The organism is Paenibacillus graminis (assembly GCF_000758705.1).
Taxonomy (GTDB): domain Bacteria; phylum Bacillota; class Bacilli; order Paenibacillales; family Paenibacillaceae; genus Paenibacillus_AQ; species Paenibacillus_AQ graminis.
In genome coordinates this window covers 4,085,969-4,111,406 of sequence record NZ_CP009287.1, presented here as the reverse complement: position 1 = coordinate 4,111,406, position 25,438 = coordinate 4,085,969, and the positions used below count along the sequence as shown (strand labels likewise).

22 protein-coding genes are annotated in these 25,438 nt (G+C 51.8%); 14 read left to right on the top strand and 8 right to left on the bottom strand.

The window, feature by feature from the left end; all coding sequences use genetic code 11:
* Positions 1–155: 155 nt before the first annotated feature.
* The 3 genes from PGRAT_RS17305 to PGRAT_RS17295 all read left to right on the top strand — a co-directional run bounded on the left by PGRAT_RS17305 (position 156) and on the right by PGRAT_RS17295 (position 4,101).
* Positions 156–1,895 (top strand): ABC transporter ATP-binding protein, encoded by a 1,740-nt coding sequence (locus PGRAT_RS17305; RefSeq protein ID WP_025704701.1) that lies wholly within the window; start codon positions 156–158, stop codon positions 1,893–1,895.
* Positions 1,892–3,631 (top strand): ABC transporter ATP-binding protein, encoded by a 1,740-nt coding sequence (locus tag PGRAT_RS17300; protein ID WP_025704702.1) that lies wholly within the window; start codon positions 1,892–1,894, stop codon positions 3,629–3,631. Before PGRAT_RS17305 ends, PGRAT_RS17300 begins: the two co-directional genes overlap by 4 nt.
* Positions 3,632–3,768: 137 nt before the next feature.
* Positions 3,769–4,101 carry a hypothetical protein gene (locus PGRAT_RS17295; protein WP_174469028.1) on the top strand — a complete coding sequence of 111 codons (333 nt, stop codon included), beginning with the start codon at positions 3,769–3,771 and terminating at the stop codon, positions 4,099–4,101.
* A 314-nt stretch (positions 4,102–4,415) separates the two neighbouring features.
* Here PGRAT_RS17295 and PGRAT_RS17290 read toward each other — a convergent pair whose 3' ends face one another.
* Together PGRAT_RS17290 and PGRAT_RS17285 are read right to left on the bottom strand one after the other, a co-directional pair.
* On the bottom strand, positions 4,416–6,398 hold the full coding sequence (locus tag PGRAT_RS17290; protein WP_025704704.1) for a Na+/H+ antiporter: 1,983 nt from the start codon (positions 6,396–6,398) through the stop codon (positions 4,416–4,418).
* Between the two features lie 111 nt (positions 6,399–6,509).
* Positions 6,510–7,370 (bottom strand): helix-turn-helix domain-containing protein, encoded by an 861-nt coding sequence (locus tag PGRAT_RS17285; protein WP_025704705.1) that lies wholly within the window; start codon positions 7,368–7,370, stop codon positions 6,510–6,512.
* 187 nt (positions 7,371–7,557) lie between these two features.
* Between PGRAT_RS17285 and PGRAT_RS17280 the strand changes: the two genes are divergently transcribed.
* Positions 7,558–9,627: a beta-galactosidase gene (locus tag PGRAT_RS17280; protein ID WP_025704706.1), complete on the top strand. Its 2,070-nt coding sequence runs from the start codon at positions 7,558–7,560 to the stop codon at positions 9,625–9,627.
* A 302-nt stretch (positions 9,628–9,929) separates the two neighbouring features.
* Positions 9,930–10,445, top strand: coding sequence for a hypothetical protein (locus tag PGRAT_RS17275; protein WP_025704707.1), 516 nt, complete (start codon positions 9,930–9,932; stop codon positions 10,443–10,445).
* A gap of 230 nt (positions 10,446–10,675) precedes the next feature.
* Here the strand turns inward: PGRAT_RS17275 and kduD are convergent, their stop codons facing one another.
* The 3 genes from kduD to kduI all read right to left on the bottom strand — a co-directional run bounded on the left by kduD (position 10,676) and on the right by kduI (position 13,118).
* Entirely contained in the window at positions 10,676–11,431 is a 756-nt protein-coding gene (gene kduD / locus PGRAT_RS17270; RefSeq protein WP_025704708.1) for a 2-dehydro-3-deoxy-D-gluconate 5-dehydrogenase KduD, read from the bottom strand.
* A 63-nt stretch (positions 11,432–11,494) separates the two neighbouring features.
* A complete protein-coding gene (locus PGRAT_RS17265; RefSeq protein WP_025704709.1) occupies positions 11,495–12,250 on the bottom strand; it encodes a DeoR/GlpR family DNA-binding transcription regulator in 756 nt (251 codons plus the stop codon).
* Between the two features lie 34 nt (positions 12,251–12,284).
* Entirely contained in the window at positions 12,285–13,118 is an 834-nt protein-coding gene (gene kduI, locus PGRAT_RS17260; protein WP_025704710.1) for a 5-dehydro-4-deoxy-D-glucuronate isomerase, read from the bottom strand.
* 194 nt (positions 13,119–13,312) lie between these two features.
* On the opposite strand from kduI, the gene PGRAT_RS17255 reads away from it, so the two are divergent.
* The 4 genes from PGRAT_RS17255 to ybaK all read left to right on the top strand — a co-directional run bounded on the left by PGRAT_RS17255 (position 13,313) and on the right by ybaK (position 16,713).
* Positions 13,313–14,998: a hypothetical protein gene (locus PGRAT_RS17255; protein ID WP_025704711.1), complete on the top strand. Its 1,686-nt coding sequence runs from the start codon at positions 13,313–13,315 to the stop codon at positions 14,996–14,998.
* A 196-nt stretch (positions 14,999–15,194) separates the two neighbouring features.
* Positions 15,195–15,713: a YfiT family bacillithiol transferase gene (locus tag PGRAT_RS17250; protein ID WP_025704712.1), complete on the top strand. Its 519-nt coding sequence runs from the start codon at positions 15,195–15,197 to the stop codon at positions 15,711–15,713.
* Positions 15,714–15,947: 234 nt separating this feature from the next.
* Positions 15,948–16,199, top strand: a complete 252-nt coding sequence (locus tag PGRAT_RS17245; RefSeq protein WP_025704713.1) for a YolD-like family protein — start codon at positions 15,948–15,950, stop codon at positions 16,197–16,199.
* A gap of 40 nt (positions 16,200–16,239) precedes the next feature.
* Positions 16,240–16,713, top strand: a complete 474-nt coding sequence (gene ybaK, locus PGRAT_RS17240) for a Cys-tRNA(Pro) deacylase (RefSeq protein ID WP_025704714.1) — start codon at positions 16,240–16,242, stop codon at positions 16,711–16,713.
* Positions 16,714–16,811: 98 nt separating this feature from the next.
* Here ybaK and PGRAT_RS17235 read toward each other — a convergent pair whose 3' ends face one another.
* The 3 genes from PGRAT_RS17235 to PGRAT_RS17225 form a co-directional block, all read right to left on the bottom strand.
* Complete coding sequence (locus tag PGRAT_RS17235; RefSeq protein WP_025704715.1) at positions 16,812–17,477, bottom strand: hypothetical protein; 666 nt, start codon at positions 17,475–17,477, stop codon at positions 16,812–16,814.
* Positions 17,478–17,612: 135 nt separating this feature from the next.
* Positions 17,613–18,188: a C39 family peptidase gene (locus PGRAT_RS31705; protein ID WP_162165062.1), complete on the bottom strand. Its 576-nt coding sequence runs from the start codon at positions 18,186–18,188 to the stop codon at positions 17,613–17,615.
* Between the two features lie 256 nt (positions 18,189–18,444).
* Entirely contained in the window at positions 18,445–19,191 is a 747-nt protein-coding gene (locus tag PGRAT_RS17225) for a YdcF family protein (protein ID WP_042266937.1), read from the bottom strand.
* A gap of 170 nt (positions 19,192–19,361) precedes the next feature.
* On the opposite strand from PGRAT_RS17225, the gene PGRAT_RS17220 reads away from it, so the two are divergent.
* The 5 genes from PGRAT_RS17220 (at position 19,362) to PGRAT_RS17200 (ending at position 25,434) form a co-directional block, all read left to right on the top strand.
* On the top strand, positions 19,362–20,309 hold the full coding sequence (locus tag PGRAT_RS17220) for an ArsR/SmtB family transcription factor (protein ID WP_025704718.1): 948 nt from the start codon (positions 19,362–19,364) through the stop codon (positions 20,307–20,309).
* A gap of 170 nt (positions 20,310–20,479) precedes the next feature.
* On the top strand, positions 20,480–21,841 hold the full coding sequence (locus PGRAT_RS17215; RefSeq protein ID WP_025704719.1) for an ABC transporter substrate-binding protein: 1,362 nt from the start codon (positions 20,480–20,482) through the stop codon (positions 21,839–21,841).
* A 77-nt stretch (positions 21,842–21,918) separates the two neighbouring features.
* On the top strand, positions 21,919–22,809 hold the full coding sequence (locus PGRAT_RS17210; RefSeq protein WP_025704720.1) for a carbohydrate ABC transporter permease: 891 nt from the start codon (positions 21,919–21,921) through the stop codon (positions 22,807–22,809).
* Positions 22,809–23,615, top strand: coding sequence for a carbohydrate ABC transporter permease (locus tag PGRAT_RS17205; RefSeq protein ID WP_025704721.1), 807 nt, complete (start codon positions 22,809–22,811; stop codon positions 23,613–23,615). Before PGRAT_RS17210 ends, PGRAT_RS17205 begins: the two co-directional genes overlap by 1 nt.
* Before the next feature lie 58 nt (positions 23,616–23,673).
* Positions 23,674–25,434 (top strand): glycoside hydrolase family 2 protein, encoded by a 1,761-nt coding sequence (locus PGRAT_RS17200; protein ID WP_025704722.1) that lies wholly within the window; start codon positions 23,674–23,676, stop codon positions 25,432–25,434.
* The last annotated feature ends 4 nt before the right edge of the window (positions 25,435–25,438 follow it).

Genomic DNA, 25,438 nt, shown 5'->3' with positions numbered 1-25,438 from the left:
TGTACCTCCGGTTTGCGTTCTCTGCCATATGTGAATCATATCGTATGGATACGAAACCAATATTATTAATATGTAAGCAGGTATGACATAATCATAACGGGTCTTCTTTCATTTTCATAGCTCTTACATACTAATGAAGTTAGGTGAGGATTACTGTGTTCAAAATGGCTGTATTTCTTAAACCCTACAGAAAAGAAGTGACACTGGGGCCATTCTTCAAGCTGCTGGAGGCGATTCTTGAACTGCTGCTGCCAACCCTCGTCGCCCTGATTATCAACAATGGGATTGGCCGCCACGACAGCGCCTATGTATACCGGATGGGCGGGCTGATGGTGCTGATGTCATTGCTGGGCTTCAGCTGTTCCCTGGTATGCCAATATTATGCCGCCAAGGCCTCCCAGGGCTTCGGCACTTCATTGCGCAATAAGATGTTCAAGCATATTTCGGCGCTCTCCTATGCCGAGCTGGATACCTTTGGCACGCCTTCGCTGATCAACCGGATCACAAATGATGTGAACCAGCTGCAGCTTGCGGTGGCGATGCTGATCCGGCTGGTCATCCGTGCTCCATTTATCTGTATTGGGGCAATTATCATGTCCATGATACTCGACTTCCGGCTCTCGCTGATCCTGCTTGCGGCGACTCCGGTATTTGGTGTGATTCTGTATTTCATCATCACCCGCAGCTCGCCGCTCTACCGCAAATACCAGCAGAAGCTGGATCATCTGGCGCTTGTGCTCAGCGAGAACCTGTCCGGCATCCGCGTGATCCGCGCCTTTGCCAAGAGCCGAAGTGAGAAGCGGCGCTTTGATGCCGCTTCGGAGGATCTCACAGCGACGGCAATCCGTGTCGCCCGCATCTCCGCATGGCTGGGACCTATGACAACGCTGGTGGTCAACGCCGCAATTATTGCCATTCTGTGGGCAGGCGGCATCCATATTAATGCGGGACGGCTGTCTCAGGGGGAAATTATTGCTTTTATCAATTATGTGACCCAGATTCTGCTGGCGCTGATTGTAGTCTCGAATCTGGTTATTATTTTCACCAAGGCCTCTTCCTCGGCGAATCGTGTGAATGATGTGCTGAATACTGAAGCCTCCGTTGCGGATACCGGAAAGCACCCGCTTCCCCGGGCTGATCAGCAGGCTCCGGCGATCACCTTCGAGCATGTATCTTTTGGCTACAACACCACCGGTGAGCTGGCACTGCTTGATGTCTCTGTGGCGATCAACCGGGGAGAGACCGTAGGGCTAATCGGCAGCACAGGCTCCGGGAAGTCAACCTTCGTGAATCTGATTCCGCGTTTCTATGATGCGGTGGAGGGCGAGATACGGGTGGAAGGCGTAAATGTCAGAGATTACGGGCTGGAGCAGCTGCGGAGGAAGATCGGCATCGTACCGCAGAAGGCTACGCTCTTCAGCGGTACGATTGCTGACAATATCCGCTGGGGCAAGCAGGACGCCTCGGAAGAGGAACTGCTGGCCGCCGCCACTGTCGCCCAGGCAGAAGAGTTCATCCGGAAGCAGCCTGAAGGGCTGGCTACTCCGGTTGCACGCGGAGGCTTGAACCTGTCCGGGGGACAAAAGCAGCGGCTGACCATCGCCAGGGCGGTTGCTATGCACCCGCAGATCCTGATTCTGGACGATTCGGCAAGCGCACTGGATTTTGCCACGGATGCTGCGCTGCGCCGCGCACTGAAGGAGAGCAGCGGGGAAATCACGGTATTGCTGGTTTCCCAGCGGGTAAGCACCGTACGCCAGGCGGATCAGATCATTGTCTTTGACGAAGGCCGGATTGCCGGTATTGGCACACATGAAGCATTATTGGAGAGCTGCCGCGTATACCAGGAAATCTGCGGGTCCCAGCTGTCTGCAGAGGAGGCGGGGGCACGATGAATGTTGGAGCAACCTGGAAAAGAATTATAGGTTATACCAGACAACACCGGGGCATCGCCATTGCCGCTGTGTTCTGTGCTCTCCTGAGTGTGATCGCCAGTCTGATCGGTCCACTCCTGATTGGCTGGGCTGTCGACCAGATGACTGGTCCTGGACAAGTGGATTTTGCCCGCGTCCTCCGGCTGCTCCTGCTTCTGGCAGTGGTCTATTTGGTCGGCAGCTTTTTTGGCTGGCTGCTGACTTACTATACCAACCGGATCGCCTACCGGACAGTCTATGATTTGCGGCGGGAGCTGTTCGACAAGCTAAATGTGCTGCCGCTGAAGTTCCATGACAACCATCCGCAGGGAGACAGCATTTCCCGGTTCGTGAATGATATGGATGCGGTCTCGGACGGATTGCTGCAAGGCTTCTCTACACTGCTTACCGGAGTGGTGACCATTGCCGGAGCCATTGGTCTGATGCTTTACATCAGTCCGGTGATGACACTGGTTGTGCTGTTGTCGGCACCGGCAACCTTTTATGTCGCCCGGTTCATAACTACACGCTCCCAGAAGCTGTTCCGCGAGCAGGCTAAAATACTCGGCGGGCTGAACGGATATGTAGAGGAAATCGTCGGCGGCCAGAAGGTAGTGCAGGCGTTCCGGTATGAAGACCACAGCTTCGCGGAGTTCTCCGTACGGAATAATGAGCTGTACCAGACCGGTGTCAAAGCCCAGTTCTACGGCTCGCTGTCCAATCCAAGCACACGGCTGGTGAACAATATTACGTTTTCTGTGATTGCCATGATTGGCAGCGCTCTGGTGATCGGAGGCCATTTCACAGTCGGGGATCTCTCCAGCTTCCTGATCTATTCGAACCTGTTCGCAAAGCCGTTCAATGAAATTACCGGTGTCATTACGCAGCTTCAATCAGCAACGGCTTCGGCCCAGCGGATTTTTGCAATTCTGGATCTGCCGCCGGAAACCCAGGATGCTGAAGACGCGCGGGTGCTCGGCATAAGCCAGGGGACGATCACATTTGACCAGGTGAGCTTTGCCTATTCTCCGGAGCGCCCGCTGATCCGGAATTTCAGCCTGGAAGTGAAGCCGGGCACACGGGTGGCCATCGTCGGGCAGACAGGGGCCGGGAAAACTACACTGGTTAACCTGCTGATGCGCTTCTATGATGTGGACAGCGGCAGCATCAAGCTGGACGGGACCGATATCAGGGCCGTTACACGCGACAGCCTGCGCCGCAATTTCGGGATGGTGCTGCAGGATACCTGGCTGTATGGGGGATCGATCCGCGACAATATCGCATACGGCAAGCCGGAGGCGACTGAGGAAGAAGTGATTGCCGCCGCCAAGGCTGCGAATGCCCACAGCTTCATCCAGCGGCTGCCCGAAGGTTATGCCACGAAGATTTCCGGTTCAGGGGATAATCTGTCCCAGGGACAGAAGCAATTGCTCACCATCGCCCGTGTCATGCTTGCCGATCCGCCCATGCTGATTCTGGACGAAGCGACCAGCAGTATCGACACCTTGACGGAGGCGCGTATCCAGAAGGCTTTTCTGGCGATGATTTCCGGCCGCACCAGCTTCGTGATTGCCCACCGGCTGTCCACGATCCGCGAGGCGGACGTGATTCTTTATATGAAAGACGGTGATATCATCGAGAGCGGCACTCATGAGGGCCTGCTGGAACGCGGCGGCCATTACGCCCGGCTGTATAACAGCCAATTTGCGGCAGTGTAATTTGTTAAACACTAAGGATAGGCATTAAAATACAGCTGCAGCCTGGACTTGAGGATGAAGTCCAGGGCGGGCAGCTGTTTTTTAAGTTGTATAGGAAACTATGATTACTTCCTCTTATGGATAAAATGTGCAGAAATTTGGAGAAACACTTATGGACGAGTTTTGTAGCGAACAACGGCAGAAATGCCGTTGTTAGAGCAACGAAGGCCGGTTTGCCCGGAAACAACGGCAGAAATGCCGTTGTTGGAGCAACGAAGGCTGGTTTGCCCGGAAACAACGGCAGAAATGCCGTTGTTAGAGCAATGAAGGCCGGGTTGCCCGGAAACAACAGCAGAAATACCGTTGTTGGAGCAACGAAGGCCGGGTTGCCCGGAGACAACGGAGGAAATACCGTTGTTGGAGCATCCGGCTCCTTCCAAGTGCTAGTTGGAAAAAGGGAGCTTATTTTTCCAAAAATTCAAAAATCGTAAGATTTTAATGGAAAAAGTAAACTTAATCAAGCTATATTCCTCGTCCAATGGAGAAATGAGCTGAATTAGTGTACCTTTTTCCACTTCATCTGTCGATGACGGGATACTCTAGCAAATTAGTACACTTTTCCACTTGGAGTTAGGTAGGATTCATGGGGAGTTGGTCTCCAAGGTAATTCTAGACCGAAATACAAGACGGTTGTACTGTCCGTGGGAGACAGCACAGCCGTTCTGCTCTCAGGCAAGCGATCTCTGCGGCACAGCTGATTTTCTTGCTGCCAGGACCGCTTAGACCGGGGATTTGCCCGGCCCGCTCAAAGGGTTAATTCCCGGAGGTCATGCTCCATCAGCAGCAGGTTGCTTTTCATTCCCTTCATTCCGGCCCGCGACAGCTTGCCGGATTCGAACATGTGCTGAATCTGGTCTCTCTCTAATTGGATGCCTACCCGGGCCAGTTCGTCCAGCGACGTATCCAAGTCCTCTTTGGCCGAAGGGTCAGGTTCATTTCGCGTATATCTGCCAAGCATCCGTTCATAACGCAGAAGTAAAGAGCTGACATCTTCAATCTCGGCTCCCGCTGTAGGCAGTATGTTCTTTAATTGCACAATAACATAGTGGATGTTGCGTATCCGGAATGCATCTACGGCTGCGCGCCTTTCCTGAAACGTTAATCTGGCCTGCTGCAGGATGCCGGATACTTCCATCCATTGCCGGAGCGCCAGCAGGTCTGTTCTGTATTGTTCATCTTTGGTGAAGCGGTACAGCGTTCTGTTGAGTCTATGCAAATAGCGGTATGCCATGAAGGGATTGACTTCTTTGTTTTGGATCGCCTGCAAGGTGTTCTCCCGGAGCCATTTGAGCGTCTGGATGATCCATGGGCGTTGGAGCCTGTCCCCGGTTTCTTCCTTTTTCAGCTTGCGGATCCGTGAATTGTATGTGCTGATAATTTTGCTGATTGCCGCTCTGTTGTCTTCATTTGTTTGTTCACTTAACGCAATCACAACATTGCGGAGGATTTCGATTTCAATGTGTGATTCGTCATTTTCGGAATCCACTTCATTTTTGATCAGAAGAGGCAGCAGGTAGTTAGCCGCCAGCAAGGTCCACAGAATGACACCTGCCGCCAAAAAAATAATCAGATCCCGCTCCGGGAACGGGTTCCCGTTATCAAGGAGAAAAGGCAGGGATAATGTACTAGCCAGCGTGATCGTTCCGCGTACACCGGATAGGCTCAGGATGAGCGCGTTTCTGATTTTATGTCCCCGGACGGGTATCTGTTCACTGCTTCCGGGAAGCTTCATGAAGAGAACCCAGATAAAGCGCAGGGTCAGCACGGCAAGGGTCAATACCAGAGTGTAGGCGATCACTTCGGCGTGTCCAAGGTTGGAACTGCTCCAGATCGTCCGTATAATTTCCGGGAGCTGTGTGCCCAGCAGCAGAAAAACCAGTCCATTCAGAACATAAATGATGACAGACCAGGTGCTTTTGGACACAATATTCAATCTGGCAACCTCGGGGTCCAATTTTTTATAGCCAAAGGAGTGCGCGATACCCGCGCTGACAGCCGCCAAGATTCCATTAACGCCAAGCTCCTCAGCCGCCAGAAACACTGCGAAGGGGGTTAAGACCTCAATCAGCATATGCAGCGTTACATTCTCCATGCCCAGTTTGCGCAGCCACTTCACAAATACATATTTCACAAGGGTCAGCAGCAGCCCAAGCACAATGCCTCCGATGGATATTCCTACAAAGCTCAGACTGGCCGAACGCAAGGAGAAAGCGCCGGTTACCATCGCTGCGGCAGCAAACTGAAAGGATACCAGCCCCGAAGCGTCGTTGATCAGGGATTCTCCCTCCAGGATTTTCATCGTTTGATGGGGGATGTGGATTTTCTCTTCCAGGGCGCCAACGGCAATGGCATCGGTAGGAGCGAGTGCCGCAGCCAGCGCAAAAGCCGCAGCCAGCGGGATGACAGGAAGCAGCCAATTCAGAAAGAAGCCCAGGATAACTACCGTCATGAATACCAAGCCCAACGCTAATAAAAGAATGGGTTTCTTCAAGCTCCACAGCGCTTCTTTGTCAGAATGGCGCCCGTCATTGAACAGCAGGGGAGCGATAAACAACAGTAAAAACAGCTCGGGGTTAAGCCTTAATTCAAAATGCAAAGGCAGATAGGTAATCCCGACCCCGAGAGCAATCTGAATAATAGGGACCGAAACGGACGGGATAAACCGGTTCAGCAAATTGGATAACGCGATTGCCGCCAGCATGAGTAAGATGTATTCAAAAATCTCCACAGCTTCTACCACCTTGTGTGTGTATTGTCTTTATGTGTCTGCTAGATAAACGTGATCCTTTCGAACGGGCACTTCGTCACTTGGGCAGCGTCATACCAGGTTGTCTCCTGTTTAGGATTCATGCAGCCGCTTGCGCATCGTCCCCGGCGTACAACCATATGTATTCCGAAAGACACGGATGAAATAATTGGTTTCCATGCCGAGATTCAGTGCGATGTCTTGTACTGGTATATCGGCATTCTCCCTCATCAATTGCAGTGCGCGCTCCAGACGGAGGTTCTGCAAATATTTATGCGGTGTAATCCCGTATTCCTGCAGGAACAGCCGTTGAAAGTGCTGTACGGAGTACCCTACGGCGGCCGCAAGATTAGAGACCAGCAGCGGTTCGGTAAAATGCTCATTGATCAGGCTTACCGCCTTCTGCAATGCCTCATTGCGTACGTTCTCCAGTTCCAGCCGCCCAGCGGGGCCTGTGTCAGAATCACTGCGGCGAAGCAGCAGCAGCAGCCGGTAGAGCGCTACGGACAGCTCCTGCATCACCTGTTCATCCTGACGGCTGGCCTGCTGGTTCACAGTGTGCCAGATACTGCCCACCTGTTCCCAGCACTCCTCGAAGCGCTCAGGGCGTAAGGGCAGGGCGGCAGGCTGCATCCCGATTCCTTCCAGCAGCCCCTGGGAGAGGTCCCCGTGGAAGCCGATGAAGCCCACATGCCAGGGCTCCAGGGACAGCGGGTAATATTCATGGCCCCGGTCCGGCGGATAAGCGAAAGCCATACCGGATTCGAGAACCGTTTCCCCACCAGTCTCTAGATCCCGGAATAAGCCTTTTCCGGTGCGGATCAGAAAGATTTGGTATACGGGAAAACCGCCGGGCCGAACATGATGATACTGGATGTGCCGGCCGACCGAATAGGGATACAAGGGAAAACGGTTCGGGTCGCGCGGCATTTCAATTAGCGAGAAGGGGAGCATGATGGTCACCTCGTATTCATTTTGTGCTAGTAAAGCGAGTGTATACTCCTACTGCCTGAATGATTTTATCCTATATTATATACAGTATAAAGAATGATTCATGAAATAGACAGGGCTTGTCCTCACATATTATCAGAGAATAATCCCATCTGGACATGGACAACCTGCCGAAAGGATGAACCTGCCAATGAATATGAAATTATCCCCGGTCAGCAGCAAGATTCCGGCCATGCTGCATGGGGCCGACTATAATCCCGAGCAATGGCTGAAATATCCTGAAGTGCTGCGTGAGGATATCCGCATGATGAAACTGGCGAAATGCAATGTAATGTCTGTAGGCATCTTCTCCTGGGTATCGCTGGAGCCGGAGGAAGGCGTATTCACCTTCCATTGGCTGGACAGCATTCTCGATACCTTTGCCGAGAATGGGATTTATGCTTTTCTGGCTACCCCGAGCGGCGCACGTCCCGCCTGGATGTCAGCGAAATATCCGGAAGTGCTGCGGGTAGAACGAAACCGCGTGCGCAATTTGCATGGTGTCCGGCACAACCACTGCTATACATCGCCGGTGTATCGGCAGAAGACAGCCCTGCTGAACGGCAAACTGGCTGAGCGTTACGCGGATCATCCGGCAGGTATTGGCTGGCATATCTCGAATGAGTACGGCGGTGAATGCCACTGTGACCTGTGCCAGGCCAACTTCAGGGAATGGCTAAAGGTGAAATACGACGACAGCCTGGATGAATTGAATCATGCCTGGTGGGCAACGTTCTGGAGCCATACGTACACTTCCTGGGATCAGGTGGAGTCCCCGGCCCCGCACGGAGAAAACCAGGTGCACGGACTTAACCTGGACTGGCGCCGCTTCGTAAGCGAGTCGACGATTGATTTCTGCCAGCACGAGATTGATTCTGTGCGCAATTATAATTCTGAGCTGCCGGTAACGACCAATATGCACAATATTGACGGCGTGGATTACCGCAAGCTGGCCAAAATCCTGGATGTCGTTTCCTGGGATGCCTATCCGGCCTGGGGGTACACCGAAGATAATGACGATGCCCGGCTCGCGGCCTGGACGGCGATGCACCACGATATGTTCCGTACCTTCAAGCACAAGCCATTCCTGCTCATGGAAAGCACACCTTCGCTTACGAACTGGCAGTCGGTCAGCAAGCTGAAGCGGCCTGGCATGCACAAGCTGTCTTCGCTGCAGGCGGTTGCCCACGGCTCAGACTCTGTCCAGTACTTCCAATGGCGCAAAAGCCGCGGTTCCAGCGAGAAATTCCACGGTGCCGTGATTGACCACAGCGGCCACGCCGAAACCCGTGTCTTCCGCGATGTTGCCGAAGTTGGACGTACCCTCGCAGAGCTGCAAGACGTAGTAGGCACAACCACACCTGTGCAGACCGCTATTATATATGACTGGGACAACCGCTGGGCGGTTAAGGATGCCCAGGGTATCCGCAACTCCGGCCTGAAATATGAAGAAACGGTGCTTCAGCATTATCAGGCACTGTGGGAGCTGGGCATTCCGGTCGATATTATCGGTTCGGAGGAAGACTTCTCCGCCTATAAGCTGGTGATCGGACCCATGCTGTATCTGATCAGCGAGGACAACGGCAAACGGATTGAGAAGTATGTCGAAGAAGGCGGTACCTTCTTGGGAACTTATTGGTCGGGTGTGGTCGGAGAGACGGATCTTTGCCATTTGGGCGGATTCCCTGGCCCTCTGCGCCGTACACTTGGCATCTGGGCCGAAGAGACCGAAGGCTTGCACAGCCGTGATCTGAACGGGCTGGTGATGAATTCCGGCAATGCCCTAAGTCTCGAAGGAGACTATGACGCGCATGAGATTGCCGAGCTGATCCACCTTGAAGGGGCAGAGGCGCTGGGCACGTACCGTACAGACTTCTATGCGAGGCAGCCTGCGCTGACGCTGAACCGTTTAGGTGAAGGCCGTGCTTACCATCTCGCTACCCGCGTGAAGGATGCCGGATTCTATGTGGAGCTGTACGCGGCGATTGCCAAACAGGCAGGCATTGTCCGCACATTGGACACGGAGCTGCCGGCGGGCGTCACGGCCCAATGGCGCACAGACGGCGCAATCGATTATGTATTTGTGCAGAATTTCAGCGGCATGGAGCAGTCCGTAGAGCTGGACGGCAGAGCATACACGGAATTGGAGTCAGGCGAGGCTGTCCCTGCTGTGCTCACACTTCCGGTTCATGGCCTGGCTATCCTGAAGCGGGCGCACTAAATCAGCAGCTAAGCGGCGGTTCCCGTGATAGGAGAATCGCCGTTTTTCACGTTTTGACCATCTTTAACAGATTGCTGGAAAATAGACATCTGGGGCTATCCTCCAAAAACTGTTGCTATGACTTGAGGGACAGCTTTGCGGGACGGTACCGGCCACTTGGCCCTGTGCATCACAAATAGTGAGAATTCCTCTGTCCTGTGGATGCTCCTGTAAGTCTAATTGCATTAAACCTATCACAAAAAAGGCCGAACGCCCGCAGGCATTGTCCGAAAAGGTATAATATGACATAGGAGGCGATGAACATGCTCGTGGCCATGGGAAGGATAGATTTTGATTCTTATAGTGATGAAAGGCTCGCATGGGCTTGTATGGAGCCCACCTTTATGCGGATCCGCGGGAAATCTCCAGCAGTAAAAGCTGCGGCAATCACAGAGCTGGGCAAGGGACAGAGAGCACTTTGCATGTTCCGCATCATGTATGACCACAGCTACCGCTCACCGGCAGAATTATATGCTTGGAGCTCTTACTTACTGGGACAGCCAGGTTATTGGAGCGGAGTGCTGGAGGGGGTGCGTTTTTTTGCAGATAATGTGCTGCGGGAGCTGCTCGAAGAGACACAGGAGAGGCTGGAGACCAGAAACCTCAGGTTGGGATTGGAATGGGGCGATGCGGGTTTGAAGGACCTCGAAACAGACCAGGATCTGCGGCGGATCATCAACGTCTTGTATGAACGCTTTCAGCGGATTATACCGGATAGCCATACTATAATCGCTGAATATATCCGTACCCACCCGGATGAATTTGTTGAATTTACCTGAGAGATGCCAGGCATGCTTTTTTACTGGAGGACCACTGGGAAAAAAGATCTTTGGGAGCAATTTGTCATTCTGGTGTTAGGCGTTTGTTCTAAAACTGCAAAAGGCTGCAGCGTCCATAGTGTGGACAGTGCAGCCTTTTTGGCTTGAAGGCAGGATTAGCAGCAGCTGCTTGCAGAGTAAGCCGATGTCATTTCATAACACGCCCGCAGCCTGATTGTATAATCCCGGATTTATCTGGCGAGCCATCCGCCATCGACATTCAGGATGTGGCCGTTCAGGTAGTCGGAAGCTGCCGATGCCAAGAACACAGCAGGTCCTTTAACATCTTCCGCAGTTCCCCAGCGTCCCGCAGGAATACGGTCGAGGATAGAGTCGGAACGGTTCTGGTCGGCACGGATTGGTGCAGTATTTTCAGTAGCCATATATCCTGGAGCGATAGCGTTGATATTCAGACCGGAGCCAGCCCATTCATTGGCAAAAGCTTTGGTCAGACCGGCTACGCCGTGCTTGCTCGCGGTATACCCGGGCACGTTGATCCCGCCCTGGTAGGAGAGCATAGAGCAGATGTTGATGATTTTACCGTTGCCTCTTTCCAGGAAGTGGCGTCCGGCAATTTGCGACAGCAGGAACACTGTGTTCAAGTTCAGATTGATGACATCGAACCAGTCCTTTTCACTATGGTCTTTGGCTGGAGTGCGGCGGATCATGCCTGCGCAGTTGACAAGAATGTCTACCTTCCCGGTAAAAGCAACAGCTTCGTCGAACATGCCTTGAAGCTTGGTGTGATCGCTCAAATCGCCTGCGATGCTGAGTGCTTTTACGCCAAAGGCTTTGGCCGCGGCTACTGTTTCGTCGCTTGCATTGAGGGAAGCGGAGATCACGTCTGCGCCTGCTTCTGCAAAGGCAAGAGCTATCCCTTGTCCAAGACCTTGGGCAGCACCGGTTACGATTGCTGTTTTACCTGCCAAACTGAATAAAGATGACATATATAATTCTCTCCTTTTATACACATGGATGAGCATCTTGCGATGCTTAGACGGATATTGAATCTACCCGCATTCGATATTGACGCCTGCGTTCCGGAACTGTTCTACAGCTTCTTGGGCAAGGCCGCTGTCAGTAAGCAGCATGTCGACTTCCTGTAAGGAAGCGAACGTGCGCAGCGCGGTATGCCCGAATTTGTGATGATCGCATACAGCGAACACTGTGCGGGCAGTGGAGACTAAGGCTTGCTTGAAATCAATGAAATCACCGGTGTAAATCGACAGCCCGTGTTCAATATGAACGGCTGTAGCCGACAGAAAGGCTTTTTCTATATTAAGCTTTTGGACATAGGCGACAGCTTCAGGACCTGCCAGCATATTGCGGACACGGTAACCTCCGGGGACAACAAGACGAATGCGGTCTTTCTGAACCAGCTCGCTGATGATGTATACATCATTGGTGATTACCGTGAGCGGCATATTCTCCAGCCGCCGGGCAATTTCAAGCGTGGTGCTGCCGCCGTCCAGAGCAATAATGTCATCCTCTGCAATATGGGCCAGCGCCAGCTGCGCAATCTCCGCTTTTTCATCGGAATATTTATCCAAAGGGTTCTTGGAGGGCAGAATGCCGAATTGGTCGCTCTGGGCCAGCACGGCTCCGCCGTGGACACGCATAATCAGTCCCTGTTCCTCCAGTTTGCTTAAGTCCTCACGGATGGTTTTTCCTGTCACCTGGAGCTTGTCGCTCAGCTCGTTCACCGTAACATCCTTCTGGTTGAGCAAAACTTCCATAATCATCTCGTGCCGCCGTATCGGGTTCATCCGCCTGCCTCATCTTTCCGTAGTTGTTTTTGTTCTATTGTAATTCTTTCATGCCTACGGGGTCCATATCATCATAACGTTTGTTGTCGCCGGCCATACTCCAGATAAAGGTGTAGTTGTGCGTACCCACACCGCTGTGGATGGACCAGCTTGGGGAAATGACTGCCTGTTCATTGTGCATTACAATGTGACGGGTCTCGGTAGGCTCGCCCATCAGATGGAACACAATGGAATCGTCAGGAAGATCGAAATAGAAATAGGCTTCCATCCGGCGCGGATGAGTATGGGAAGGCATTGTATTCCACATACTGCCCGGTTTCAGCTGGGTCATCCCCATAACGAGCTGAGCGCTTTGCACGCCACCCGCATGAATGAAGCGGTGAATGGTACGTTCGTTGGAGTTCTCCAGGCCGCCCATTGCGCCGGATTCGGATTCAGCCAGCGTTGTTTTGGTAGTAGGGTAGGATTGATGTGCAGGAGCCGAGTTCAGATAGAACTTCGCAGGTTTGGCACTGTCAGCGCTTTTGAAAATAACATCTCTGGCGCCTTGCCCTACATACAGGCATTCTTTGAAATCTATTTCATATTCTGTTCCGTCTACAACAACCGAACCTTTGCCTCCGACATTGATCACACCCAGTTCACGGCGTTCCAGGAAGTAAGTGACTCCAAGCTCTTTCAGGTCAGTGGTAAGCACGACATCCTCTTGTACCGGATTGGCGCCGCCCACGATCATGCGGTCTTCATGGGTCAGGACAAGCTTCAGTTCATCCGGAGCAAAAATGACTGGAATGTGGAACTCCTTGCGCAGACGCGCGGTGTCAAATTGCTTCACTTCGTTGGGATGGGATGCGAAACGTCTTTCCATTGAATATTCAATCTCCTTCGCAAACATATTTTCGTTCGTATAGGTACAATTTAATCCATATAGGTTCATTTAGCAAGAGATAATCTTTTTTAGTACGTTTATTTTAGTGTATTTGTCAGCTTTTGATATTGCCATATGAACTGAAAGCGTGCACAATAGAACTAAAATGAGGATAAAGGTGGAGGGGAACGGAAGTGGGAGAATTACAAGCTGGGGCTGGCGCATACCAGGCCCGCCAGCACGAAATCATCTATAAAGCCGCAATTGAGGCAGAAAGCCTCCCGCTGCTGGACAGCGGGCTGTGGTTCCATGATGACGTGCGCAACAACTTTTATTATGCTTCTTATCTGTTTGCTGCTGCGGTGGATCCCGGCTTTGAACTGCCTTTTGACCGGGAGGCGGCGAAGCGCAAAGCGGAGGCTGTGCTGCTGGAAACGGTGCTGCTGCAGAACCGGCAGCCAGGCACCCGTTTATACGGGCATTGGCCGCTGGGCTTGAATCCGCTGCCGCGCGAGGCCGTGCCGCATGAGCTGCCGGTGGAGATCATGGGCAGCCTGATGGTCTGGTTCTCCAAGCATTACGGAAGCTGGCTGAATGCCGGATTGCGGATTGCTTTTCATACAGCCATCGGGCATATTTACCGGAGCGGCTTCTACCGCAAGCCGGTGGTTCATTTTGGCCATCATGAGGCCAAATATACAGCGGCGAAGCTGATCTTCGGCAAGCTGTTCGAAGATGAGGAGCTGCTGGCAGACGGGCGGAAGAGCCTGGAAAATACACTGGCGTATATCCGGGAGAAGGGAATGCCGGAATACGGCAGTCTGCCGTGGTTTTGGCACTGGGTGCAGGCATTTACCTGCGCGTGGGATTTGGAGGAAGACAGCGGGCTGAAGAGTTCACTAGCTGAAATGCTGGATCATCTGTGGAAGGAGCGGGGGCAGTTTTATCTTAAGGGAGCCTGGGCAGGCGCACATTCCCGGGGCTGGCCGCATGATGTTCCGGCGGATGGGAACGTGCTGCACGACTATGTGCAATTTGGCGATTTCAAGCTGCCGCAGGCCATGCCCCGCACCGAGTATGCCGGGTTCCTGTTCTATGAAGCGCCGGGTCAGGTGCGGGCGGCAGCGCTGAACCGGCAGACCCCGGTGGAGGTCACTAAGGTTACGCAAAAAGTCGATCCCGACGATCCGGACCCGCAGCCGCTGATTCATTCGTATGCGTATATTACGGAGAGCTTCGCAGCAGGAGGACTATGGGAGCGTGTAGAGGAGTTCGACAACGAGCAGCTGCGCTGGGCCTTTTCGCTGCCGGTGTCTCCCGAATATGCCGTGAACCGGCTGTATTTCTTTCATCCCGGTCAAGGCTATCAGGAAGGCGATCCCCGCCATCAGAGCCGTTATATGGAGGTGCTGTATCACCAGGGCATTGTCCTGGCCTTGTTCCCCATACCGGAGGGTGAAGCGGACACGATAGTGGGTGTGCTGCCCAATGGCCGGTGGCTGAAGGAACCCGCAGCGCTGTTCGGCAAGGCAGGGGAGGTCTATTTTGCCGTATATCTGTCCCATAACTATCAGCTCAAAGAGCGGGAGGGATACCTCGAAGTGTCTGCCCAAGGGATGCGGAGCGGAGTGGTTGTGGAGGCCATCAGCGTGAAAGAAGCTGCGGAGCGGGGGACCGGTGATCTGGCGGCGTTTGCGGCAGAACGGGCAGCACAAGCCCCATCTTTTGAAGCAGGAGCCGCCCTGGCCGTTCAATATCATTCCATCAAGGGAGACCGCTTGCAATTAAGCACAGATAACCTTACTGCAACAAAAGCTCTGCTGAACGGCAGTCCGGTCTCATTGGATCATTATACGGTTAGCGGCAGCTGGATTAGCTGAACTTATATGTTAGGTAATTTCTGAAATGTTAAAAGAACCCGCAGGCACCCCGATAGCCTCCTGCGGGTTCTTTGGCGCTGCTGGCTAAAATAACATTTAAGGTGTGAAGGGATTAGAGGAATTGTTGAGAATTATATATTTTAGCGACTCATTTAGTTAGCCATAAAAAATAAGGATTTTTAGGGGGACTAAGTAGATGGATATGAAATACCCAATTGGCACTTTTCAATATGACGGTGAAATTACTAGCAGTGTTACTAGTGTTTGGATCAATGAGATTGAAGAGTTACCAAGATTATTACGAGATGCTGTAAAAGACTTAGATAATGAACAGCTTGAAACAGCTTACCGTTCTGGAGGCTGGACTGTTCGGCAAGTAATACATCATCTTGCAGATAGTCATATGAATGCCTACATCCGCTTTAAATTGGCTCTTACAGAAGAAAATCCTATCATTAAACCATATGACGAAACGAAATGGGCAGAACTGTCAGATTATAAATTGCCAATGGATACTTCACTTTTACTCCTCGAAGCCTTGCACAAACGCTGGACTAACCTTTTGCGTGGCCTAACACCTGCTGATATGGAAAAAACATTTATCCATCCAGAATCAGGTAAAGTTGCAGTAGGTAAAAATATAGGAATCTATGCTTGGCACGGTAAACATCATCTTGCACATATTACTACTCTGTGTAAGCGTATGGGCTGGTAAAAGATTTTGTGGATAATTACATTTCAATAAACGGGGGTATCAATTGTGCATTTGAGCCTGTACGGAAGCTGGGGGTGCTGTGGTTGACGGGGAGGTGCCAAAGATATAACCTATATGATAGTAGTTTAGTGTAATTGCTGACAATAACTCGATGAAATCCAAAATCGAGAAAAGAAGTTATCCATTTATTCGTGGTAACACATGGAAACAGACTTAACTTAATGGAGGATTAGCGTGGCAAAAGCGAAAGTGGCCAAACGGCCGACAAGAGATGAATTTGTGCTGGAGGAAATCGGCAATCAATTGACAGAAGCCATGCAGGAGGCTTCCGAAATTGTATTGACGGTCTGGGGCAAAGAGGAGCAGGTGCGGGGAACGATCGTCGGCATGGACAGCCGTACCGGCAAAGTGCATGTGAGCTGGGGCGAGGAGCTCATTAAGGTTCCTTTCATGGACATTATGGCCATGGATTACCCGAGAGATTAGTAGAGCAAGCAGATAGAACTGCCTGAAAGGTCGATGAAGGATGCCAATCACCAAAACCAATGCGATGCGTATTCTCGATACCCGAAAGATCGCTTACGAGGTTCATTTGTATGACAATGAGGACGGCCAGATTCATGGAACAGCGGTAGCGGTGAAAGTGGGACTGCCGCCGGAAACTGTCTTTAAGACGCTTGTTGCGCATAGCGGAGCGAACCTGTATGTGTATGTTATCCCGGTGGCCGAAGAGCTGGATCTGAAAAAAGCCGCCAAGGCGGCGGGAGAGAAGAAGATCGAGATGCTTCCGGTGAAGGACCTGCTGAAATGGACCGGCTATGTGCGCGGCGGCTGTTCCCCTATAGGAATGAAAAAGCTTTATCCTACCTTTATTGACAGCAGTGCCGAGGCACTCGGAACAATGGCTGTCAGCGGCGGTAAGATCGGCATGCAGATGGAGCTGGCACCGGAGCAGCTTGCCGGGGTTGTAAATGCCGGGTTCTGCGCGCTGGTTAAATAGGAGAACCCCATGCGGAAAATGATGGCGGGAAGAAAGCTCCACACAGTAATCTATAGAAATAGGCCGCATTCCAATGAAGGAAGGCGGCCTATTTCATTTTACATATGCTCAGGCTGCTTCCGTCTTCTGAGGTAGGTCCAGATCAAAAATACCGCTGCCAGGGCAATGATGGCGCTAATGATGATAGGCTTTGTTAGTTGATTATTATCCTCCGCATAATACGCGGAGGCAATGGTTCCCGCCCCATCCTTCCCGTCATCGGAAGTGTCACTCTGCATCGCCTGCAGTACATCAATCAAATGTTCCGGTGGTTGAGGGTCCGGATTACTGGTTAACCCTTTTGAATCTGCGGATGAGGCCGGTTGCGGGGCAATGATGAATTCCTGATTGCCTTCTTTGAAGGCGGCTATATATTCGTCCCGCTCACGGATCAGTGTAGGCTCAGTCACTTCACCCACAACTTGTAGAGCGTGGATCGCATAAGCCAGCGTATTAGGATTCCCTCCAAATTCAGTAACTTGATAGGCCCCGTTTTCATCCTTTTGAATGACCATTTTTGATTTGGGCAGCCCGTTTAATAAAACTAGAAACTCCCAGTTCTCTTGGGGCGTGACCGTGTCAAGCAGACTATCGGAAGCCGCTTTAAGCTTAGCGCCATCAATAAAATGAATCTGCATTCCTTCGCCTACGGTAATTTCACTAATTTCCGCTTTATTGGCGTAACCGTATCCTTCAGGGTCCTTGGACAGCCCTTCTTTAATCAAGGCTAATCCTTCTGTATTCGCAAACGAAACAACATCTTCAGCTACGGCCCGAGCCGATGCAGGCGTGAACAAAGTCAGAAACAACAAGAATGATGATACAGTTAACAGCAGTGTTTTTTTAATGGGAAGCCCTCCTTAAATATATTTGCTGAAGCCATGAAGTCCCCATCTCCAGGTTCTATCGTAGCTTGACCCGCCTTTAAAGTTAGTGTATACCATGGAGGTTTTTATGCCCCCGCCCGGGTCCATATGCTGAATCCAATCATTTCCGCCATATGTGTCATACCCATAGATAACTACTGCATGCCCGCCACCGGTAGGAGTATTCCATTTCCAGCTTACGTATACCGGGCTGCCAAGGTTATCAATCTGGCTTTTGACGTCACTATACGATAGCGCTCCGCTATGATTCCAGCTGGAGACTCCATAGCTATGAATGCCTGCTTGAACAGTTCCATAAGTTTCACTCTCATTTGTTGCACATCCGGAGGTTCCCTTCACATGATCATAAAAAGAACATTGGCTTACGGAGATTCCGTAATACTGAAGAATGGAAACGCCAGCCGCAGCCCAGCACCAATTACTTTTAGCCTGTGCTGCTGCAGGGTAACCTGTTAGATTGGTCGCATACGCCTGGGAAACAAAAGAAAAAAGAAAAACTGAAACAAAACTTCCAACAAGCGTCAACTTCATTCTTGAAGATGATTGCATAGAATGCATCTACTCCTTTAAATGGAATAAAATACCTTTCAAGGCCATTTGAAGTATACTGCATATATACTTATATGTAAATATTTATAATTTTTTATATTTCTGACAAGAGTTCCTGCGTGAATTCAAGCAGTTGGGGCAGTCATTCCCTGCTTGGGTTCAATAAAACAGCGGCAGTCAAGACATTACTTTCCTGTCCATGGCTGCCGCTGCTTCTATATTGGAGTTAGTATAATATCTTGTTTTCTCAGGGACATCAGAAACGGGCGGCAAGCAGGCCGAGGTATTCCTTAAGTGCCGTTCCGGTATTATTCATTGCACCGGGAGAAGGAGTGAACATAGCCGGATACAGTTCGCTTCCCCGGCTGGCGGTGTAATCCGCAGGATAGGCAAGCGGTGCCAGTCCGTTATCCTTGAACAAGGCCATGGCCCGGGGCATGTGAAAGGCCGAGGTAACCAGAATGGGGTGGCGAAGCCCCTTACTGTTCATCATCGCTGCGGTATTAACGGCATTCTGCTCGGTATTCAGCGACCGGTTCTCGGCCAGAATATTGCTCCCGGGAACACCAAGGCCGATCAGCTGCCGCTTGGCGATATCCGCTTCGTTGCCGCTGTCGGGAAAGACCTGGCCGCCGGAGAACAGGACCGGCAGTCCGGTCTGGCGGTACAGCCGCACTGCGGTCAGCAGCCGGTTGGCCGCCGAGCCGTATAAATTGCCTTCCCCGTCAATGTCCGGGGTTCCGGAAGTGGCTCCTCCCCCCAGTACGACGATTACATCGCCCTGCAGCAGCTCAGGCTTATCATACTGGTACTCCAGCCCGCCCATCAGCAGCTTGCTGATCCAGGGAGTCATGGAGAGATAAAGCAGGAGAGTAACGCCAAGCAGAGCCAGAGCCGGGCGGCGGCTGCGCCGCCACAGCCAGACCGACAGCCCCAGCAGCAGGATGACGAAAAGTCCGGGAGGCAGCACGAAGCTGTACACAAATTTTATGAAATAGATCATCAGGTTCACCTCATTATGTATATTTCTGGTTGTATTGTACCATGAGCATAGGAGTAAGGCCCAGAGGCTGCGGCGCAAGACCGGTTTATTTTCTGGAGAACATTGGTTGATTTTGTGACTCCAAGCACGTACTATTATGGTATTACTTAGGGTTCGAAGGAGTGTAGCCTGTGCTTGAACTAGGTTTTGACGATCCGGAGAAGCTGGTGGCCGTTGCACATGCGCTGTCGACCCGCTCCCGGGTCGATATTCTCCATTTGCTGAATTCGCGGAATTTGAACGTAATTGAAATCGCCGAGGCGCTGAAGCTGCCTGTATCGACGGTAGCCAACAATGTGAAGGTGCTGGAAGCGGCCCGGCTGATCAATACGGAGCTGCTGCCCGCTTCCCGCGGGGCGATGAAGGTGTGCAGCCGCAATTACGATGATATACATATTGCCCTGAACGAGGAGAAGTCTGTACCCAAAGGGGCTGTGCGTGTCTATGAAATTGAGGTGCCGATCGGCCATTACAGCGATTGCGATGTTTCGCCGACCTGCGGCATGGCTGATGCGGAAGCCATGCTGATCCGCGAGGATGAACCGGCGAGCTTCTACCATCCCAAGCATGTGGGAGCGCAGATTATCTGGTTCCGTAAAGGCTATCTCGAATATTTACTCCCGGTTGAAGTGCCGAAGGGCGTCAGAGTCGAGTCGCTGGAAGTGTCGATGGAAATTTGCTCAGAAGCGCCTAACTACGACAACAACTGGCCGTCGGACATTTCGGTATGGATCAACGGGGTCGAGATTGGCATGTGGACAAGCCCGGGTGACTTCGGGGGCAGGCGGGGCAAGCTGAATCCGGCCTGGTGGTGGGATTCTTCCACACAATACGGGCTGCTCAAGACATGGAGGGTCGACAGGGACAAGACCACGCTCGATATGGAAAAAGTATCGGATGTAAGCCTGAGCCAGCTTAATCTGACCCAAAGCCCGAAGATCCGGCTGCGCATTGGTGTGAATCCGGAGTCTATTCATCAAGGCGGCGTCAATTTATTCGGCAGGAGCTTCGGCGACCATGCCCAGGAGATTATGATGAAGCTGAGCTTTACCCGTGACGAAGAAGATCAGAACCATTAGTACAGTTAATCTGTAACTAATGGTTTTTTCATGCCCATTATTACTAAAAATCCAAATGAAAGCGTTGACATAATGATTTAGTCTCCTTATAATCGTCATTAGATACAAAATAAATGTAATAAAACAAATAAATCGTTTTGTATCCAGATTACAATAAAGGGGAGACAGGAATGAAGAAAAGAAACACCGGTTTTCTGGCCTTGGCTTTCATGCTCTCATCTTCACTGGTACTCGGTGCTTGCGGCAGCAATAACAATGCAGGAGGCGCTGCGAACGGCAACACTGGCAGCAGCCCCGCTCCATCTGCGGATAACAGCACTGGGGGGAATACAAAAACTGAAGGCAGCGGTGAAGCCGTCAACCTGTCATTCTGGACCTTGTTCGACGGCGGTGACGGGGACAACATGCAGAAGCTGGTCGATGAATTCAACAAAAGCCACCCTGATATTAAGGTGAAGAACACAAAGCTCGTCTGGGCGGAATACTATACCAAGCTGATTACCGCCGTGGGCAACGGCAACGGGCCTGACATCGGCATTTCCCACACCTCCCGGCTGCCGGATCTGATCAACCAGGGGGTTGTAACCGGTCTGGACACAGTGGCCGGAGAAGCAGGCGTTGACTGGGCGACATTTAATCAGAACCTGCTGGATGCAACGGTTGTGGACGGCAAACATTATGCCGTGCCGATTGATACCCATCCTTTCATTATGTACTACAACAAAAAACTGCTGAAGGAAGCGGGGCTGCTGGGCGATGACGGCAAACCGGTGCTTGAGCAGTCTGCTGATGGTTTCCTGGCCTTCTTGAAGACGCTGAAAGAGAAGCTTCCGGCCAAAACCACCCCGTTTGCCCTTTCTAATTCCAATGACGACCCTTACCGCTTGTGGTGGGCGCTGTATTCGCAGCTTGGCGGCAATGATCTGGTATCCGATGATCTGAAAAAAGCCGAAATCGACAAGGCGAAAGGCATCCAGGCGGCTGAATATATTCAGAAGCTGTTCACTGAAGGCTATATCAAGAAAAACGATCCTGACTTCTACAAAAACTTCCAGAGCGGTACTGCGGCGACCATGATGACCGGCGTGTGGGCAACCGGAACCTGGGAAACGACGAAGGGGCTGGAGTTCGGAGCGATGCCGATTCCCAAGCTGTTCGGCCAGGAAGCGACCTGGGGCGATTCCCACACGATTATTTTGCCGCTGACCAAGTCCGAAGACCCTGCCAAACGAAAAGCTGCATTGATCTTTGCCGACTATGTAGCCGAAAACGGGCAGATTTGGGCAAAAGCGGGCCATATTCCCTCCAAACCCTCGGTTCTGGAGAAGCAGGAATACAAAGACATGCCTTACCGCAGCGATTATGCCGCTGTTGCCAGTACCGTGAAATTCAACAAACCGTCGACCAAAACCTGGCAGATCCGTGATAATGTCTCTTTCAAAATCCTCAATGAAGTATGGGCCAACAAGATGAAGCCGGCTGAAGCGATGGACAAAATGGAGGCAGGCGTGCAGAAAGAGCTGGATAAATAGCCATGCAGGCGGCCATGCACAGGTCTGAAGGCGGTGATTCCTAGGCCTGTACGCCGTTTTGGGGAGAGGTGACCTGAATGAAAATGAAAAACTGGAGGGCGGATGCGCAGGCGCTGCTGTTCCTGCTTCCCTTTCTGATTGTATATGGCCTGTTCACCATCTGGCCGATGTTCAAAGGCGTGGAAATGACTTTTTACAAGTGGACCCTAATCCGCAAAATGGAATTTCTGGGCTGGGACAATTACAGCAAGGTGCTGCAGGACCGGGAGGTCTGGGAAGCGCTTGGACATTCGCTTATCTTCGTCGTGCTGACAACACCGACTATGCTTGTGCTGTCTATTTCACTGGCGCTGATCGCCAACCGGAAGTCCGTGCTGCAAAAGTTTTACCGCAGTATTTTCTTCATCCCCAGTGTGCTGTCCGTCGCGGTAGCCTCCTATTTGGGATTGTTCGTATTCCAGCCGTATACCGGCCTGGTGAATTCTGTACTCCATTTAATTCATCTGCTTCCCGGGGATACGGAAATATTTTGGCTGACCGAGACCCGTCTTGCCTGGATAGTCATTACGCTGATTACCCTCTGGTGGACAGTAGGCTTCAACTTTATTCTGCACTTATCAGCGATTCAGGAAATTCCGGACGAAATTTACGAGGCAGCCCGCCTTGACGGAGCGGGGGACCGGCAGATGTTCTGGCGGATTACACTTCCCTATCTGGCTCCGATTACGAAGACGATTACTATGCTGCAGATTATCGCTTCGTTCAAGGTGTTTATGCAGATTTATATTGTGACCGGCGGCGGACCGCTCGATTCGACCCGGCCGATTATCCAGCTGATCTATCAGACCGGCTTCAAGAGCAATGATCTGGGCTATGCGGCGACCATGTCCTATCTGCTGTTCGTGATTCTGCTGGTATTGTCGGCGCTGCAATATTGGATGAATAACCGCAAAGGAGCGGATATGTAATGAAATGGTTCTACCGTTTGGTTTCATTATTTATGGCCGTGCTGTTCGCGGGGCCGCTGGTGTGGATGCTGTTCGTATCGGTCAAAGAAGAGGGCATGAAGATCATCACTGTGGTGGACTGGTTCACTCCGCCCTATTCATTAACGGTGTATCAGGAAATCCTTAGCGGCACCAAGCTGACGAACTGGATCGGGAACAGCCTGCTTGTCGCTGTTTTTGTGACAGTGCTGACCGTAGCTGCTGCAGCATTGGCCGGGTTTGCCTTATCCAAAATTCCGTTCCGTTACCGCACACTGATGTTTTTTGTGGTGCTGGCCGGGCTGCTGATTCCCGGTGAAGCGACGATTATTCCGCTGTACCAGGTGGCGAAGGATATGAATCTGCTGAATTCCTACCAGGGGTTAATTATTCCGGCGCTGGCTTCCCCCGTTGCGGTCATTGTGCTGAAAAGCTTTTTTGACGGCATTCCGAACGACCTGCTGGAGAGTGTCCAGATCGACGGGGGAGGAAGCTGGCGGATCTTCATGCGCATCATGCTGCCGCTTTGCCGCCCGGCGCTGGCCTCTATGGCTATCCTGACATTCATTGGTTCCTGGAATAACTTTCTCTGGCCGTTCCTGTCCATCACCGACGATAACCTGTTCACCCTGCCGATGGGCATTCCGACCCTGATCAGCCAGTACTCCGAGGATTACGTCAAGCCGATGGTCGTCAACGCGATTGCTTCGATCCCGATCATTGTGCTTTTCGTTATTTTTGAACGCCAGATTGTCAAAGGAATCAGTATGTCAGGGATTAAAGGCTAACCATTTTGATACAAACAGATTTTAACCAGAGAATATGGAGAGGACAGGTGTAAGTTTCATGACGACAAAATCTTATATTCCCAATTACCCCAGACCACAGTTTGTGCGCAAGGAATGGCTCGATTTAGACGGAGAATGGAATTTCAGCTTTGATGATGGCAATCGCGGAGAGGCGGAGGCATGGTATGCCGCGTTCCCGGAGGCCCGGAAGATTACGGTTCCCTTCACTTATGAAACGGCCGCCAGCGGGATCGGCATTCAGGAATTTCATCCCAATGTCTGGTATGAGCGGACACTGGAGCTTCCGGCGGAGAACGCCGGGAAACGGGCGATTCTGCATTTCCAGGGTGTGGATTACCGGGCAAAATGCTGGGTGAACGGCTCCTATGTCGGCCTGCATGAAGGAGGTTATGCCGCCTTTTCTTTTGACATTACCCCATTTGTGACGTTCGGTGCCGCCAACCGGATTGTGCTCAAAGCGGAGGACAGCATGGACCGCACCCAGCCCCGGGGCAAGCAGCGCTGGATCTCCGACAGCTTTGAATGCTTCTATGTGCAGACGACCGGGATATGGAAATCCGTCTGGCTGGAATGCGTAAGCGAAACACGGATCGATTCCGTGAAAATGACGCCGGATGTGGACCGGCATATGATCCGTTTCGATTTCCGCATCGCAGGCCTTACAGATGGGCTGGAGCTTACAATCGATACGCTGATTTCCCTGAAAGGGCGGCAGGTGAAGCGGTTCAGTCTGGGTATTGACCGTGATCTGGTGAGCCTTGAGGTGGATGTGCTGCATGAAGCTGCCGGGCCTTGGCTGCAATGCCTGTGGTCGCCGGAGGCACCCAATCTGTTTGACGTTGAATTCACGCTGCTTCGCGGTGAGGAAAGCGTAGACCATGTGTATTCTTATTTCGGCATTCGTAAAATCTCCATTGACAACGGCCAGATTCTGCTTAATAACAGACCGTTATACCAGCGTCTGATTCTGGATCAGGGCTACTGGACCGGCAGCCATTTGACACCGCCGGATGAGCAGGCACTGATCGACGACATCGATTGGATTGCGGAAATGGGCTACAACGGCCTGCGCAAGCACATGAAAATTGAGGATGCCCGGTTTCTGTACTGGTGCGATGTGAAGGGGATGCTGGTGTGGTCGGAAATGGCTGCCACCTATGAATTCAATGATCTTGCTGTAGAACGCTTCACCAGAGAGTGGCTGGAAATTGTGCCGCAGCAGTATAATCATCCGTGCATCATTACCTGGGTTCCTTTCAATGAATCGTGGGGAATATCCGCCATTGCCAAGGATGTCAGACAGCAGAAATTCACGGAGGGCATCTATCATCTGACCAAAGCGATTGATCCTTACCGTCCTGTCGTGACGAACGACGGCTGGGAGCATACCGTTTCGGATATTTTAACCCTGCATGATTATGTAGAAGCCGGAGAACAATTTCTGGCCACTTATGCCGACCAAAATTCTATCGTTAATAATGGGATCTCCTTCAATAACTACAAATTTGCCTGGGCCGAAGGGTATGCCTACAAAGGACAGCCGGTCATCATCAGTGAGTTCGGCGGCATTGCCTTTCAGACGGACAGCGGCTGGGGCTATGGAAATCAGGTAAAGACCGAGCAGGATTTCCTCGAGCGCTTCCAGGCGATTACTGCGGCAATTAAAGCTACGCCGTACATCAGCGGCTACTGCTACACCCAGGTAAGCGATGTGCAGCAGGAAGTGAACGGCCTTCTGACGGAGGACCGCAAGCCAAAGGTTCCGCTCGGCAAGATCCGTGAGATCAATCTGGGTTAGATTT